The 16,071-nt window shown below is 56.0% G+C and carries 13 protein-coding genes and 1 pseudogene; 13 read left to right on the top strand and 1 reads right to left on the bottom strand.

Annotated elements, in window-relative coordinates:
* Positions 1-91: 91 nt before the first annotated feature.
* Genes BN3277_RS23605 through BN3277_RS23595 form a run of 3 tightly spaced genes read left to right on the top strand, consistent with a single transcriptional unit; the run spans position 92 to position 4,947 of the window.
* Positions 92-1,180 (top strand): carbohydrate-binding family 9-like protein, encoded by a 1,089-nt coding sequence (locus BN3277_RS23605; protein WP_059046879.1) that lies wholly within the window; start codon positions 92-94, stop codon positions 1,178-1,180.
* Positions 1,181-3,853 (top strand): transglutaminase domain-containing protein, encoded by a 2,673-nt coding sequence (locus BN3277_RS23600; protein WP_059046877.1) that lies wholly within the window; start codon positions 1,181-1,183, stop codon positions 3,851-3,853.
* Between the two features lie 56 nt (positions 3,854-3,909).
* Positions 3,910-4,947 carry a glycoside hydrolase family 18 protein gene (locus BN3277_RS23595; protein WP_059046875.1) on the top strand — a complete coding sequence of 346 codons (1,038 nt, stop codon included), beginning with the start codon at positions 3,910-3,912 and terminating at the stop codon, positions 4,945-4,947.
* 208 nt (positions 4,948-5,155) lie between these two features.
* Here BN3277_RS23595 and BN3277_RS23590 read toward each other — a convergent pair whose 3' ends face one another.
* Positions 5,156-5,365: a hypothetical protein gene (locus BN3277_RS23590; RefSeq protein WP_059046873.1), complete on the bottom strand. Its 210-nt coding sequence runs from the start codon at positions 5,363-5,365 to the stop codon at positions 5,156-5,158.
* A gap of 179 nt (positions 5,366-5,544) precedes the next feature.
* Here BN3277_RS23590 and BN3277_RS23585 point away from each other — a divergent pair, with 179 nt between their 5' ends.
* From BN3277_RS23585 to BN3277_RS26175, 10 genes and pseudogenes are all read left to right on the top strand, one after another.
* Positions 5,545-5,889, top strand: a complete 345-nt coding sequence (locus tag BN3277_RS23585; protein WP_059046871.1) for a DUF1492 domain-containing protein — start codon at positions 5,545-5,547, stop codon at positions 5,887-5,889.
* Complete coding sequence (locus BN3277_RS23580) at positions 5,838-6,065, top strand: hypothetical protein (RefSeq protein ID WP_059046869.1); 228 nt, start codon at positions 5,838-5,840, stop codon at positions 6,063-6,065. The genes BN3277_RS23585 and BN3277_RS23580 overlap by 52 nt, the downstream gene beginning before the upstream one ends.
* Before the next feature lie 273 nt (positions 6,066-6,338).
* Entirely contained in the window at positions 6,339-7,028 is a 690-nt protein-coding gene (locus tag BN3277_RS23575; RefSeq protein WP_059046867.1) for a DUF6273 domain-containing protein, read from the top strand.
* 74 nt (positions 7,029-7,102) lie between these two features.
* Complete coding sequence (locus tag BN3277_RS23570) at positions 7,103-8,008, top strand: DUF5655 domain-containing protein (protein ID WP_059046865.1); 906 nt, start codon at positions 7,103-7,105, stop codon at positions 8,006-8,008.
* Between the two features lie 363 nt (positions 8,009-8,371).
* Positions 8,372-9,409, top strand: coding sequence for a LacI family DNA-binding transcriptional regulator (locus BN3277_RS23565; protein ID WP_059046863.1), 1,038 nt, complete (start codon positions 8,372-8,374; stop codon positions 9,407-9,409).
* A gap of 487 nt (positions 9,410-9,896) precedes the next feature.
* On the top strand, positions 9,897-11,315 hold the full coding sequence (locus tag BN3277_RS23560; RefSeq protein WP_059046862.1) for an ABC transporter substrate-binding protein: 1,419 nt from the start codon (positions 9,897-9,899) through the stop codon (positions 11,313-11,315).
* A gap of 141 nt (positions 11,316-11,456) precedes the next feature.
* Entirely contained in the window at positions 11,457-12,542 is a 1,086-nt protein-coding gene (locus tag BN3277_RS23555; RefSeq protein WP_232436498.1) for a carbohydrate ABC transporter permease, read from the top strand.
* On the top strand, positions 12,542-13,654 hold the full coding sequence (locus BN3277_RS23550; RefSeq protein WP_059046858.1) for a carbohydrate ABC transporter permease: 1,113 nt from the start codon (positions 12,542-12,544) through the stop codon (positions 13,652-13,654). The genes BN3277_RS23555 and BN3277_RS23550 overlap by 1 nt, the downstream gene beginning before the upstream one ends.
* Positions 13,651-14,366: pseudogene (locus BN3277_RS26180) on the top strand (beta-phosphoglucomutase); the annotation flags it as partial. The gene BN3277_RS23550 and the pseudogene BN3277_RS26180, both read left to right, overlap by 4 nt.
* Before the next feature lie 84 nt (positions 14,367-14,450).
* Positions 14,451-15,968 carry a glycoside hydrolase family 65 protein gene (locus tag BN3277_RS26175; protein ID WP_316244823.1) on the top strand — a complete coding sequence of 506 codons (1,518 nt, stop codon included), beginning with the start codon at positions 14,451-14,453 and terminating at the stop codon, positions 15,966-15,968.
* Positions 15,969-16,071 lie beyond the last annotated feature (103 nt).

The following is a 16,071-nucleotide window of genomic DNA, read 5'->3' as shown; positions in this document are numbered from 1 at the left end:
GGGCTTTTCATCGAAATAACGGCGTTGAGGTCCGTTAGCGTAAGGATGGGTGGCGGGACCGAGACCTTACATCATTCAGGAGGAGAAAACGATGGGGAATTACAGCGAAGTGCCTGAACCGGCGATCGAATTTGCGCCAAAAACCTATGTCTGCAAGCGGGCCATCACCGGGCCACTTGATCTGGACGGGCGGATCGACAAGCCGTTCTGGGAGGCCGCCGCATGGACCGACGATTTCGTGGATATCGAAGGCGATCTGCGGCCCAAGCCGGGTAAGCGGACGCGGGCGAAGATGCTGTGGGATGACGAATACTTCTACGTGGCCGCCGAAATGGAGGAGGACGAAATTTGGGCGACGCTGACGGAACGGGATTCGGTGATTTTTCATGACAACGATTTTGAAATCTTCATCGATCCGGATGGCGACAGCCACCTGTATTATGAATTCGAAATCAACGCGCTGAATACGGTATGGGATTTGCTGCTGGTCAAGCCATATCGGGACGGCGGGCCGCCGGTGAACGGTTGGGATATTCACGGGCTACGCACCGCGGTGTATATCGACGGAGAGCTGAACCAACCGGGTGCGAGGAACCGACTATGGAGCGTAGAGGTGGCGCTGCCGTGGGCCGCGCTACGCGAATGCGCGCCGGAAGGGCGCGCTCCGGTGCCGGGCGAGTTCTGGCGGGTGAATTTTTCCCGGGTGGAATGGCGAGTGGAGGTCCAGGATGGCCGGTACGTCAAGCAAATTAACCCGGCGACCGGGAAGCCTTATCCCGAGGACAACTGGGTTTGGTCTCCGCAGGGGATCGTGAACATGCATTATCCCGAGCTGTGGGGGTATGTGGTCTTTGCGGACGAAGATGCCGAAGGAGCTGGTGGTGCGGATGGTGCAGACTGCGCGGACGGCGGATTAACCGGGTTCCCGCTGCCGCAGGACGAGTTCATCAAATGGGAGCTGCGCCGATTGTATTACCGGCAGCGGAACCATTATGCCCAGCATGGCCGATTTACGGCGGAGTTCACGGAGCTCATCAGCGCCGAAGAAAGAGAGTCGTTTCGCATTCGACCGACGATCGAGGCAGCAGGCCAGAGATTTGAGATTTCCGCGCCGGCTTCGGACGGTCGTGGAAGCTTTTATATCCGGGAAGACGGAAAACTGTGGAAGGAGCGATCGTAGATGAGCGTGGAGACACCGGCGTTTTCGTTGAGCGAACAAGAGCTGGAGCAAATTGAACGCAGGTTTGCGGAGATCCGGGAGCTGGGTCGGGGTCGGGAGAAGGAGCTGTTTGGCGTATTTGACGGACCTTTAACCGCGGAAGAGACTTGGGCCTTGAAATTCCTGTACGTGCATATGCCGCTGAACGATCTGGCCGATTACGACGGCTCGTTGTTCCTGGCCCATGTCCGGCAGGCGCTTGCCGTACGTAAACAGGTGGCTTGGGGCGAACGGGTGCCGGATCCGTTGTTCTTGCATTTTGTGCTGCCGGCTCGGGTGAATACCGAGAACCTTGAGGATTTCCGCGAAGTGATTTATACCGAGCTGGGGCCGCGGACGGCGGGATTGTCGATGGCGGAGGCGATCCTCGAGGCGAATTACTGGTGTCATGAAAAAGCCACCTACATCGGCAGCGATCTGCGCACCTTGTCGCCGCTGGGGATGATCCGCAACGCGCGCGGGCGCTGCGGCGAGGAGTCGACGCTGGCGGTCGCGGCGCTGCGCAGTATCGGCATTCCCGCGCGTCAGTGCTACACGCCGCGCTGGGCGCACTGCGACGATAACCATGCCTGGGTTGAGGCTTGGGCCGACGGCACATGGCATTACATCGGCGCCTGTGAGCCGGAAGCCCGCCTGGACCAGGGCTGGTTTAGCGGGCCGGCGCGCCGGGCGATGCTGGTTCACACCCGCGTTCCGGCGACCTATCCCGGACCGGAGGAAATTACCGTGAAGGGCGGGCCGTATGCGGAGCTGAATTTGCTGGCGAACTATGCCCCTACCCGCACGATTACCGTGGAGGTGAAGGAGCCGAATGGCACGCCGGCGGCCGGAGCAAGGGTGCAGTTCCAGCTGTACAACTATGCCGAGCTGTTTCCGCTGGCCGAGCTGGTGACGGATGAGCGGGGCGAGGTTCGGTTTACGACGGGTTACGGCGACCTGATCGTCCGGGCCGTACGGAACGGAGCTGGAGCCGGAACCGAGGGCGGGGTTGGAGCCGAACCCTGGGCTTGGGGCCAACGTAAAATCCGCATCTCCGATGGCGACCGGTTTAAGGTCGTGTTAAGCGGAGCGGTATCGGAGCAGCCCATCGGAACGGAGGATTTCGAGATGGTGCCTCCGCCGGAGCTGGACGGACCGGAATCGGAGCCGCTCTCTGCGGAGCAGCTTCAGCGTCATGAAGAGCGGGTAGCTGAAGGGGCTGCAATCCGCCGGGCTTATGAGGAGACCTTCCTGACGGAGGCGGACGCGGAGCAGCTTGCCGTCCAACTCGGATTACCGGCGGAGCGGGTATGGAAGGTGCTGGAGCCGGCCCGTGGCAACAGCCGGGAGATCGCTGCTTTCCTGGAGGAGCGCGTTTCGGAGCACGGGGAGTGGCCGCTGCTCCTGCTGGAAAGTTTGCGGGAGAAGGATTTGACCGATACGATGCGGGACACGCTGGACGACCATTTGGCCGGATCGCTGCTTTGGAAGGATTCATACAACCGGGAGATCTTTGTGCCGTACGTGATGTGCCCGCGTGTATTGTTTGAGATGCTCACCCCTTACCGAAAAGCGTTGCAGGCCCGCTTTACCGAAGCGGAACTGGCCTTCTATCAAGCGGATCCTTCCCGCATTGCCCAGTTGCTGAACGATGGCTGGGAGCTGCGCGAGGGGCCCGGGAACCTGCGCGGCAAAGCGGGACCGCTGGGCACGTTCCAACTGCGGATCGCCGACAAAGGCTCTCTGGACATCCTGTTCGTCGCGTTATGCCGGAGCTTCGGCATTCCGGCAAGGCTGCATCCCAGTGAGCAGAAGCCGCAGTATTATGCGGGCGGAGCGTGGGTGGACGCCGGACTGGGGCCGATTCGCGAGGAGGCGGAGAAGCGCCGCAATACCGGGCGGCTGCGCTTGCGCCGTGAAGACGATGGCCGTACGGACGCGCCGGCCGCTTCGTACATGGAGAACTTCACCCTCGCCCGGCTTGAGAACGGGTTCTACAAAACGCTGCTGTACCCACACGGCAAAACCGATGTGTACGATACGGCGTTTGAGGTGGAGCCGGGGGATTACCGGATCACCTCAGGTGTACGGCTAAAAGACGGCACCGTGCTGGGACGGATGACGTACTGCCGGGTTGCCGAGTATGCGGAGACCGAGGTTATGCTTGGCTTCCCGGCTCCTTCACTGTATATCCCGGTGTACGGGACCCCCGATCCGCAGATCCCGCTGTGGCGGGCGGACGGAACGACGACAACGCTGGGGGCGTTGTGTCAAGGAGAACGCGGGGCGATGGTCGCTTGGCTGGAGCCAGATCGGGAGCCTTCCAAGCATCTGTTGCGTGAAACGGGAGAACTCGCAGAGACGTTTGATGTTCTTGGAATCCCGGTTGTTTTTGTCCTCGGCAGTGACGAAGGCAAGCCGGCCCCGACTCCCCCTGACTCCTCGGCTGCAGGCTTGCCGGGAGGAACGGTGTTCGTGGGGGATTCCGGCCACGCGGCGCTCCAGCGGTTAACCGATGCCGGCATCTCACTGGGGAGCGGGGGCTTCCCGCATCTGTTTGCGCTGGACCGCGAGGGGAATATCCGTTACATGCAATCCGGTTATAAACCGGGAAGCGGCAAGGAAGCGCTGCAAGTGTTAAGCGAGCTGGAATAGGAAAATCGACGATCGCTTTGCGCCGATAGCCGCGCAAGCAAAGGGAGGAGCGCCAAATGAGCCGGAACTATGTGGTGGCGGGTTATGTAAGCGACCGTCACCTCCCTGAATTACCAAAGGAAGAGTTGCTGAAGCTGACCCACATGAATATCGCTTTTGGCCATGTGCGAGAAGATCGGATCGAAACGGGACATCTGCAGAACTTGGGGCTGCTGCCCGAGCTGAAACAGGAGCATCCCGGGTTGACAGTCCTGCTGTCCGTAGGCGGCTGGAGCGCCGGCGGCTTCTCGGAAGCGGCTTCGACGGAAGCGGGCCGGCAGGCGATGGCCGAGTCGGCGATCCGGGCGGTTACGGAGTATGCGCTTGACGGGATTGACCTGGACTGGGAGTACCCTTGTTATGCCGAAGCAGGTATTGCCGCCAGTCCAGATGACAAGGCGAATTTCACGTTGCTGCTGCGGACGATAAGGGAGGCGCTGGACCGGCAAGGCCAGCGGGACGGCCGTCATTATGGGCTGACGATCGCTGCAGGCGCGGACCAATATTACATCGACGGTACGGAGATGGCCGAGGTTCAGCGTTATCTCGACTTTGTCCAGTTGATGACGTACGATATGCGCGGCGGTTTCCAGACGTTGACCGGGCATCACACCAATCTGTACACAGGAACCGGGGATCTGTTCCGCATCAGCGTTGACGCTTCGGTGAACCTGTTTGTCCAAGCCGGGGTGCCCAAGGAGAAAATTGTCATCGGCGCGGCGTTTTATTCACGCATGTGGAAGGACGTACCGAACATCAACCGGGGACTGTACCAAATGTCCCCTGGTCCGGGTGGGTACGGCCCGGAATTTACAACGCTGGCCGCTGAGTATATCGACCAGAACGGATTTGTCCGTTACTGGGATGAGGAAGCGAAAGCGCCGTATTTGTTCGACGGCCAAACGTTTATCTCCTACGACGATGAAGCATCGATTCGCTGTAAATGCGAATACGTGAAGGCGCAGGAACTGGCCGGAGTGATGTTCTGGGAGTACGGCTGCGATCGGACACACCGGCTGCTGAATGCCTTACACCAAGGGCTGACCGAATTGTAAACGGGAATACCTGATCGCATCGCCCAAACTCAACAAAAGCCTCATGCTACGCTAAGCCCTCTGAGCCAAAGGGATAGCGGGCATGAGGCTTTTTTTCTGACATCAAACGTTCTAACTCTGCCGGGCCCGTCATAGATATAAATAGGGGCGTTTTTCGCCCGCTTCTGCGGTACAACCTTCTGTCTGAGGATTTTCACAGTTTCCTAGATTACTTTCCGCCAGAGGCTCCGGAGGGCTGACGGTCTTCGTCCAGCATATCGTCCAGCCGTTGCACCTCCTCGGAGAGGGCCTGCAGGGAAGCCTCGATTTTTCCCAGTTTATCGCCGACGGTTTGCAGCACATATTTGATCAGGATGAAGCAAAGCGTGACCGGAAAACCTACATTGGCAACCAACGACACAATATCCGCAACCTGCATATTTGTTACCTCCTTGGTTTTATTGGGCCCTTCACTATATGGGGAAAAAAAGTTTGCCCAGGTACAACCAGAATATAGAAAAAATGTTATAATAATAATTACCTATATAATTATGGTTGTGAAAACCCCCTGAAAATTTCCCTATACATAGAAGATGAAAATGAAAGGGGGAGGTAGTTTTGAAGGAACAACATACCGTGTACGAGCAATATCGGAAAGAAGTTTATCGTATTGCATGGAGGGTCCAATACAGAGCGAAAGTCGTTAGAAAACGGGAATGTTCATTCAATGGAGTCGAGCCGGCCGTAACCTGCTTCACCTCATCTTCTGATAACAAAATCGTTGTGAGACAGCTGATCAACGCACTTCCTTCCACGACGGGGAAAACGATCATCTCCAAGATTTATTTACAGGACAAAACGGAGGGGGAAGTCGCCCGCGAGTTGAATATGAGTCAGCAAGGGGTGAACAAATGGAAACGAAAGATGATCAAAGAATTGTCCCGGATGATGATGAGTTCCTGAGTTTGCTGCAAAAGGCCAGGGAAAATGATCCCGAATCCACATTAAAGTTAATTGAGCTGTTTAAGGGCGACATTGTGCATATAAGCAAGTTTATTCATATGTCCGAAGAGGACGCCGTTTCCGACATCATTCTCGAGTTTCTGGAGATGATCAAGCGGCGGGACGGGGAGGAATGATACACAAACAACCAAAAAGTCGGTCAGGAAAAATTCCTGATCGACTTTTTTTGTAAATTGGTTGTGAAGGAGGGGGGCGGATTTCCCTTATAGGTGAGCACGGTAATTCGCTTTATCGAAGAAAAGCAGTGGACGGAGGAAGCGTTAAACGGACAGAGTCTTACTATGGGTGTCAAGGTAGTTGATGTGCATGGGGGCCGGTCCATCTCTATTGCAAACCTCCCGGGGGACTGTTGTATGATAAATAGACTGATGTTAAGGAGGGAGAAGCTGATGGATCAAGGTCACCAACCTGTTTTTGCGCCGAATCCGGCTGTCCAACCCGGGGAGCGGATCCGTTTTGGCTCGTTTCCACAGACCGCTGACAGGAAATTACAGCCTATTGAATGGCGAGTTCTTCAAAACACAGGCAGCGAGCTGCTGCTGTTGAGCGAAGAAATCCTGGAGTGCAAGCGATATCACGGGAAGAGTGCGGAAATTTCGTGGCGGGATGCCGTGGATATCACCTGGCGCGATTGTGATTTACGCCAGTGGCTAAACGAGGAGTTTTACGCGACGGCTTTTGGGTTGGAAGAACGCGCATGGATCCAGACCACCACTTGCACGGATAATGGGGAGAACTGTCCGGATACGGAGGATAAGGTGTTTCTGCTTAGCGTAGCCGAGGTCAAGGCGATCACGGCGGTTCTCGGCAAATCGTGGCTAACCACCGTGGGGACGGAATATGCGAAATTGAAAAAGCCCGACGGCTGCAGCCTTTATGTCTACGATAAAGGGGAGAAAGACAATTATGTGCTGCGAAACGGCAAGGAGAAGGGCTGCTCCTGGTGGTGGCTGCGCACGCAGGGCAACCAGCCTTCCCGCGCCCACTTCATCGGGACTGGGGCCAGCATCCGCAGCTACGCCAATGTCAGCCTGGCGCGCGATGGGGTGCGGCCTGCAATCCGGATGAAATTGGAGTAAGAGCTCCGAGATACGCTAGCTCTATATCAGAATACCAATAAAATAAACTACGTAAAGGCGCGGTGAAGTGTTTTATGGGAGATATCAAACTGTTTCGCTTGGCTGACGGGGACGTTGAAGAGCTGCACGGACAAACGGTAACGATCGAAAAATCGCTGCAAACGCTAATGGAACGCCATTTGGAGGCTCTGCTAGGGATTCGTTTTCTAGCGACCGAATACTCGACGGGGAAACGGCACGGAGGTCGTATTGATACGTTGGGTATGGATGAAAACAACTCCCCTGTCATTATCGAATATAAGCGCTCAACAAACGAAAACGTCATTAATCAAGGGCTTTATTATTTGGATTGGCTGATGGATCATCAGGCCGAATTTACGTTGCTTGTTCAAAAAAAATACGGAATCCAGGACGCCGAAGCCATCGATTGGAGCGCGCCGCGCCTGCTTTGCATCGCCGGGGGGTTCACGAAATATGATGAACATGCGGTACAACAAATCCCCCGTAATATCGAACTGTATACCTACAAAAAGTACGGTAATGAACTTCTGCTGCTCGACTTGGTTAATGCGACTACAGCAAATCCTTCTCAAGACTCGCCAGTTTCGAGTGGGACAACCTCGTACAAAACCGTATCCGACTATCTTTCGCAAGCCAATCCGGAGTTGACGGACCGCTATGAGGAACTGAAGGCGTTTATACTCGCGTTGGGCGACGACGTTCAAATGAATGTGTTAAAGGATTACATCGCTTTTAAACGCATCAAAAACTTCGCTTGTGTGGAGATTCATCCCCAGAAGAAATCAATTACTGTATTTGTTAAAGTGGACCCTGACACAGTAGGGTTAAAGCCCGGGTTTACTCGGAATGTGCGAAATATCGGCCATTATGGAACAGGGGATTTGGAAATCGTCATTACTCAGGAGGAACAGCTTGAGGAGGCAAAAGCTCTGATTCAGAAAAGCTATGAGATCAGCTGAGAGCTCTATTGTTTCTAACGGACCGGAGAGCCCTTATTGGGCGGGCGATGGTTGGTCAAAGAAATTAACGGACCCAGATGACGTTATTTGACTCAAATGGGGCGCAGCGGGCTGGTTTTACGGCAAATAACGTCTCTCCGATCCGTTAGAGCGGGAAATGGTGCGGGAAATGAACTTTAGCGTCATCTGGGTCCGTTAGAGCACAAGCCCCCACACCCGGACTCAAAGGGATAATGGTGAAAAGGAGTGCGAAAGAGCCCCTCGACCCACAAATTTGTAAGCGCTTCAAAAAACTCTTGTATTCCAAAATGTCCCTTGTTATAATCGCATTGAAAAGCTTTTCAAAAATCGAGGATACCCACGATGAACAAGAACAAAAGCAAGAGTAAGCCAACGATTCGCGATGTTGCCCAAAAAGCGGGTGTCTCCATCAGTACGGTCTCGCGCGTAATGAATGCGCCGGCGGCCGTGGTGGAGAGCAAGCGGCAGCGCGTGCTGGCCGCGATTGAGGAGCTGAAGTATCAGCCGAATGCGTTCGCCCGCGGACTGATTTACAAGAAGTCTTTTACCCTGGGGCTGCTGATTCCCGATATTGAAAATATGTATTATGCGGGAATGATCCGGGGGATGCAGGATGCCTGCATCAAGCTGGGTTACAGTCTGATGATCTGCAACACGGACCGCGATAAGGAGCGCCTGTTGTCGTACATCGACACGTTTCATGAGAAGCAGGTGGATGGCGTTGTTTTCGCCAGCGACAAAATGTTTCCGGAGTACTACGAGAAGCTGGTAGGCTGCCGGATCCCGTTTGTGATGGTGTCATCCCACTCGGACGACTACGAAATTCCCTGCGTCGAGGTCGACGATGAGGCGGCAGCTTATGACGCCGCCGCTTACCTGATTGAGCTGGGGCACCGCCACATCGGTATGATCGGCTTCAATCACGACAACTCGATTTCCGGACCGCCGCGTTACGCGGGATTCGTCCGGGCCATGCAGGAATTTGGGCTAACATCCAACATCGCTAACGTGAAGTTTGCCAGCCATTACTTTGAGCATGCGTATCAGGCCGCGCATGAGCTGTTTACGGAGCATCCCGAGTTGACTGCCGTATTTTGCGTTGCGGACGAATTTGCTATGGGTACGATTTCGTATCTTCGGGACCGCCATATACTGGTGCCGGGGCAGGTGTCCGTCATCGGCTTCGACAACCACCGCATGGCCGGCATGTATATTCCCAAGCTGACTACGATATCCCAACCCATATACGAACTAGGCCACCGTGCGGCGGAGAAGCTGCATGAACTGTTGACGACCGGAAGCGTGGCGGTACCAAGAGAAGTCCTCCAGCATAAACTCATCGTCCGCGAATCGTCACGGGAGAGAACAACCACGAATTAACATCACTACTATCGATGAACGACAACGACACAAACAACCTCATTGACTCCAACACGAACGAGACTTTTTTCAAACATCCAACACCAAGAAACATCAACCCATTCCCAATGAAGTAAACCACACGAAGTAGACCCAACCTCACGAAGTCAATCTGACGAAACAAATCAAGTGAAACGGACCTAGTGAAGTAAAACAAGCCAACCAAATGAACCGGCAATATGCCTGGGAGAGTAGGGGGCTTACGGGAGGAATAGACCTCGATGCTACTGTTGAGGTTGCTGCACCCCATCATCTGAAAAGCTTTTCAAAAAAACGGAACATTCGCATAGGGCAGGTCATACACTTATACCAAAGTTGAAAACGGATACAGCGGCGTTCGTCTGCCGCTGAAAAGCTTTGCAAGGAGGTGGTTTGCCGAAAAGCGTCCATAGTCAGCCAGACCTTTAGATGGTATTCCTAAAAAAATATCGAAGGGGATGTAAGGTCAATGAAAAAAAGATCAAATTGGGCTTCTTTACTGCTCGTTAGCGGATTATCGTTCACGCTTCTTCTCAGCGCCTGCGGCGGCGGAAACAATGCGGCAAACAACGCACCGGCAGCTCCGGCCAACACGGGAACCACGGAGCAGAACACAAATGACGGCGCTGCTACGAATGACGCCGCTGCCACCGGTTCTCCGCTGGAGCTGGCGTTAAAAGGTGAATATAAAGGCACCAAAGTAACGATGTTTGGCCCGTTCGTTGATGCGGACCAAGTGAAGTTCGAAACCAGCATTAAGGATTTCGAGGAAAAAACGGGCATCGATATCCAATATGAAGGCTCCAAGGAGTTTGAAGCCACGATTAACGTTCGCGTGGACGGCGGAAATGCACCCGATATCGCGGACTTCCCGCAGCCGGGCCTATTGGCGGCCGTAGCCAAAACCGGTAAGGTGATTGACCTTACCACTATTCTCGATCAGGAGAAGCTGAAGGCCAACTATAACCAAAGCTGGCTCGACATGGCGACGATGGACGGCAAGGACGGCAAAATCATGGCTGGTGTATGGAACCGCAGCAACGTGAAAAGCTTGGTGTGGTATCCGAAGAAGCAATTTGAGGAAGCGGGTTACACCATTCCGCAAACCTGGGATGAGCTGATGGCGTTGACAGAACAAATCGCCAAGGACGGCGACACTGCTTGGGCGATTGGGATTGAAAGTGGTGCGGCAACCGGCTGGCCGGCTACCGACTGGGTGGAGGACATCATGCTCCGCACGACCACGCCAGAGAACTACGACAAGTGGGTTACGGGCGAGCTGCCTTTCACATCTCCAGAAGTGAAGCATGCGGTAGAGAAGATGTCTGAAATTTGGATGAACCCGGATTATGTATACGGGGGGACGAAATCGATCGTCACCACGGCCTTTGGCGATTCTCCGGCACCGATGTTCGACAATCCACCGAAGGTGTGGCTGCATCGCCAAGCGAACTTCATCACAAGCTTCTTCCCGGAAACGGCAAAAGTTGATGAAGACTACGATTGGTTCTACCTGCCGCCGATTGATGAGCAATACGGCAAGCCGGTGCTGGTAGCCGGCGATATCTATGCGATGTTTAACGATCGTCCTGAAGTTCGTGCCGTGATGGAGTTCTTTACGACCGGCGAATCGATCAAGTCGTGGGTTCAATCGGGCGGCGTGATCGCACCGATGAACGACGCTTCGCTTGACTGGTACACCTCCGAAGCCGATCGCCGCATGGCTCAGCTGGTGCAGGAAGCATCCACGCTGCGGTTTGACGGCTCGGACCTGATGCCGGGCAAAGTAGGCGCAGGCACGTTCTGGAAGGGCATGACCGACTACGTGAGCGGCACGGCTACGCTGGATGAAGCGCTGGCGCAAATCCAGGAGGGCTGGAACAACTAAGCCCCATTCTGGAACTGAGATAACTAAAACACGCGGAGGGGCGCGCGAGCCGAAACGTGGGTTCCGGCACACACGCCCCTTCCGTTTTCATCCATCGAACTGGTTCAGGAAGTAACGCTCACCAAACTTTTAGGAGGGGTCATGATGAGTTCAGAAGCCAAGCGAACCGTCAGCCTGAGGGCCGTGCTCTTCACTTTGGTCATCCTGCTCGGGAATGCCGCAGGACACGGCCTGATCTTCCGCTTCTTCCGCGACTCGACGCTGAATCCGCTGCTGACCGCGGTATGTGCGGTTTTGTGGGGCGTGCTCGGCGTGTATTTTCTTTACTTTACCTTTAACTGGGCGGTAGAGCAGTACCCGGAGCGGGTTCGCCGGAAGGTGTTGCCGTATATCTTCATTGGCCCGGCGGTGATTTTGCTGGGGTGGCTGCTGGTGCTGCCTGCCGTCCGGACCCTTTATTTAAGCTTCTTTAACGCCTCCTCGGAGAAATTTGTGGGGCTCGCCAACTATGCGGCGATATTCACCGATAAGCTGATGGGGACGGCGCTTCGCAATAACCTGCTCTGGGTATTCCTCGGCACGCTGGCTTGCGTGGGGTTCGGGCTGCTGATTGCCATCTTAGCCGACCGCAGCAGCTATGAGAAGATCGCCAAGTCGATCATCTTTATGCCGATGGCGATCTCCTTTGTCGCGGCGGGGGTCATCTGGAAGTTTGTATACTATTACCAGCCCGGCGACCAGCAAATCGGTTTGCTGAACGCCATCATCACCGCCCTCGGCGGGGAAGCGCAGGCCTGGACCAGCATGCTGCAGCCTTGGAATAACCTGTTTCTCATCCTGATACTAATTTGGATGCAGACGGGGTTTGCCATGGTGATCTTCTCCGCCGCCATCAAAGGCGTCCCGGACGACATCCTGGAAGCGGCACGCGTGGATGGGGCCGGCGAGATTAAAATCTTCTTCCGCATCATCATCCCGTATATCTCCACCACGATTCTGACGGTGACGACAACGATCATCGTGTTTACGTTAAAAATCTTCGACGTGGTCATGGTCATGACGGGCGGGCAATACGGGACCGAAGTGGTGGCTACGCAGTTTTATCGGCAGTTTTTCATGTACCGCAATTTCGGATACGGCTCCACGCTGGCGATTGTCCTGCTGATCGCCGTAATGCCGGTGATCTTCTTTAATCTGCGGCAGATCCGCAAGCAGGGGGGATTCTAATGGCGAGCACCAATCAACCACGTACGGCAAGTACCAAACGCAAACGCGGTAAAACGATCGTGAATCTCGTGCTGGGTGTGATCTGCGCTTTATGGCTGATTCCGACGCTCGGGCTGTTGATCTCCTCGTTCCGGCCGGCGTCGGACATTTTGCAGACCGGCTGGTGGAACGTGTTCCCCCACCGGGAATGGACCAATGCGGAGACGATTCAGCTCTCCAAGGACGTTGACCTGCGCGAGCCGATTGAGGTAAACGGGCAAACCTACAGCGACGACGAGCTTCGAGCCGGGGTGCTAAACAACGATCAGCGGCTGATTTGGGAGAACCGTCGGGCCCGCACGCTGAACGTACAAGAGCAGGGGTGGGAGTTTAAGCCGGTGCTGACGCTGGAGAATTACAAGAACGTACTGTCCGGAAAAGAATACAAGCTGAAGCTGGCCGATGGCAGCGAATCAATTCAGAAGGGGACCGGGTTGTCCCAAGCGTTCTGGAATACGCTGACGATCGCCGTGCCGGCGACCGTGATTCCGGTGCTGATCGCTTCATTTGCGGCCTACGCCTTCGCCTGGCTGCGATTCCCCGGCCGCAAGACGCTGTTTGTGGTGATCATCGCCATGCTGGTGATTCCGCTGCAGGTTGCGCTTATCCCGGTGCTGAAGGACTACACCGCACTGGGGTTGAACGGCAGTTACCTGGGGATCTGGCTGGCGCATACCGCCTTTGGCTTACCGCTCGTTACGTACTTTATGTATAACTTCATCAGCCAACTGCCGAAGGATTTATTCGAGTCGGCCTTTATCGACGGGGCGAGTCATTTCACGATCTTTTCCCGGTTGATCCTGCCGTTGTCGGTACCGGCGCTTGCATCGATCGGCATCTTCCAGTTCCTGTGGGTATGGAACGATTATCTGGTATCGCTGATCTTCATCGGCAACCAGCCAAGCGTGCAGGTGATGTCGATGAAAATCGCCGACCTCGTCGGGTCGCGAGGCAACGACTGGCATCTGCTGACGTCTGCGGCGTTTATCTCCATGCTGATGCCGCTCACGATCTTTTTCCTCCTGCAGAAGTACTTTGTTAGAGGGCTGATGGGAGGCTCGGTGAAAGGATGAACAAGTTGCCTGACGAGCATCCGGCGGCACTGCAATCTCCCAGGGAATGGAGCCTAGTCGAGGATGCTTACGAAGAGAAGGACAATCAGCGCAGGGAGAGCTTGTTTTCCTTGGGCAACGGGTATTTCGGGATGCGGGGCCATTTTGAGGAAGGATACCACGGGACGGAAGGCGCCTCGGTGCGGGGGAATTACGTGAACGGGTTTTATGATACGGCGCCGATTCATTATCCCGAGGGAGCGTACGGGTATCCATCCGAAGGCCAGGCGATGCTGAATCTAACCGACGCTGGCATCATCCGGCTCAGCGTTGAAGGGGAGACCTTTCATCTGAACCGGGGGCATGTGCGATTTTACAAAAGAGTGCTGCATATGCAAAGCGGCGTGTTGCATCGGCTGGTCGAATGGGAATCGCCAGCCGGGCACCGCGTGCTGATTCATATTCGTCGCCTGGTGTCGTTAACCCACCGGCACCTGGCGGCGATCCACTACGAGGTGACGGCGTTGAACTTCGCCGGCACCGTGTCCATTATCTCGGCGATGGATGGGGAGATCGCCGAGGCGGATGGGGCGGCCGGCTGAAGCAGCGCACGCGGCACAGCCGCTTCGCGCTGCTGACGGCGATGAGCCACCGGCTCGCGCTGCCGCCGTCCGCTGCAGTTAGCCAGTCGGAGCAGCAAGACGGGCCGCGGCTGTTGGTGCAGTACGACGTGGCGCTGCACCGGGGGGATACCGCTTCGCTGAGCAAATTCATCAGCATCCATACGTCCCGGGATACCCGGGAGGAGGAACTGCGGATGCGAAGCGAAGAAGTGCTGCGCCTGGCCGAAACCCGCGGGTTCGACGGGCTGGCCGAGGAGCAGCGCGCTTACCTGGACGCGTTCTGGAGCCGCGCCGACGTTGAAATTGCCGGGGACCCCGCGCTCCAGCAGGGGCTGCGGTTTAATGCGTTTGGCCTGCTGCAGTCGGCCGGACGCGACGGGTGGACCAGCATGGCCGCCAAAGGGCTCACCGGCGAGGGGTATGAAGGGCATTATTTCTGGGATACCGAAATGTACGTGTTGCCCTTCTTTACCTTCACAACGCCGGAGATCGGCCGGGCCTTGCTGGAATTCCGCTACCGCACGCTGGAGCAAGCGCGGCAGCGGGCGAAGGTGATGTCGCAGCGGGGCGCGCTGTATCCGTGGCGGACGATCGGCGGCGAGGAGAACTCCGCCTATTTCCCGGCGGGCACCGCTCAGGCGCATATTAACGCCGACATCGCTTACGGCATCCGCCAGTACGTCCAGGCGACGGGGGATGAGGATTTCCTCGTGCGCCAAGGCGCGGAAATCCTGTTCGAGACGTCGCGGTTCTGGGCGGATCTAGGGCATTATCATCCGGCCCGCGGCGGCGCTTTTTGCATCGACGGCGTGACCGGGCCGGATGAGTATACGGCGCTGGTGAACAACAACGCCTATACGAACCTCATGGCCCGCGAGCACCTGCGGTATGCCTGCGCGACGGCGGAGTTGCTGCGCGAACGGTATCCTTCGGAGTACGCTCGGCTGGGGCGGGAGATCGGCCTCACCGAGGAGGAGGTCCGCGAATGGCAGAGGGCGGCGGACAAGATGTACGTCCCGTACGACGAGGAATTGGGGATCACTGCGCAGGACGATACCTTTTTGTCCAAGCAGAAATGGGATTTCGCCGGCACGCCACCCGAAAAATACCCGTTGCTGCTCCATTATCACCCGCTTGTAATCTATCGCCATCAGGTGCTGAAGCAAGCGGATTTGGTGCTGGCGTTGTTTTTGCTCGGCGAGCAGTTTTCGCTGGAGGAGAAAATCCGCAACTACCGCTATTACGAACCGCTGACTACGCATGATTCGTCGCTGTCGCCGTGCATCCACAGCATTATCGCCGCCGAGATTGGCGAGCTGGATGCCGCTTACGACTATTTCGGTCAAACGGTGCGGATGGATCTCGACGACGTCAACGGCAATGCCAAGGATGGCTTGCATACCGCAGCGATGGCGGGCTCATGGATGGCCGTCGTACACGGGTTTGGCGGGATGCGGCTCGATAGTAGCGGTAGGTTGGAGTTCCGTCCGGTGTTGCCTCCGCAATGGGAGAGCTGCCGGTTTAAGGTGATGCACCGGGGGCAGCTGATCGAGGTGTTTTTTGACCGGGAGCAGGTTGTCTATACGCTGCGTGAAGGGGAGGGGCTAACGATCCAGCACGCAGGGGAGCCGCTTGCGATTCGCCCCGGAGAACCTGTTCGGCGAGCGATATCGGCGAATCATCCATCGTCCGGCGGCCATTTGGTCAGCTAACTTAGATCCGCCATTTCTATCAATAAAGCGCTGGCGTGAGGAACGCCGTGAACAAAAGCGACCCCTTTGCATAAAATGGTGTGCTACCCGTCAAGAGGACAAT

It is taken from the genome of Paenibacillus rubinfantis (genome assembly GCF_001486505.1).
Taxonomy (GTDB): Bacteria; Bacillota; Bacilli; order Paenibacillales; family Paenibacillaceae; genus Fontibacillus; species Fontibacillus rubinfantis.
The sequence above is the reverse complement of the archived record's forward strand: the minus strand, read 5'-3'. Positions and strand labels throughout refer to the sequence as shown.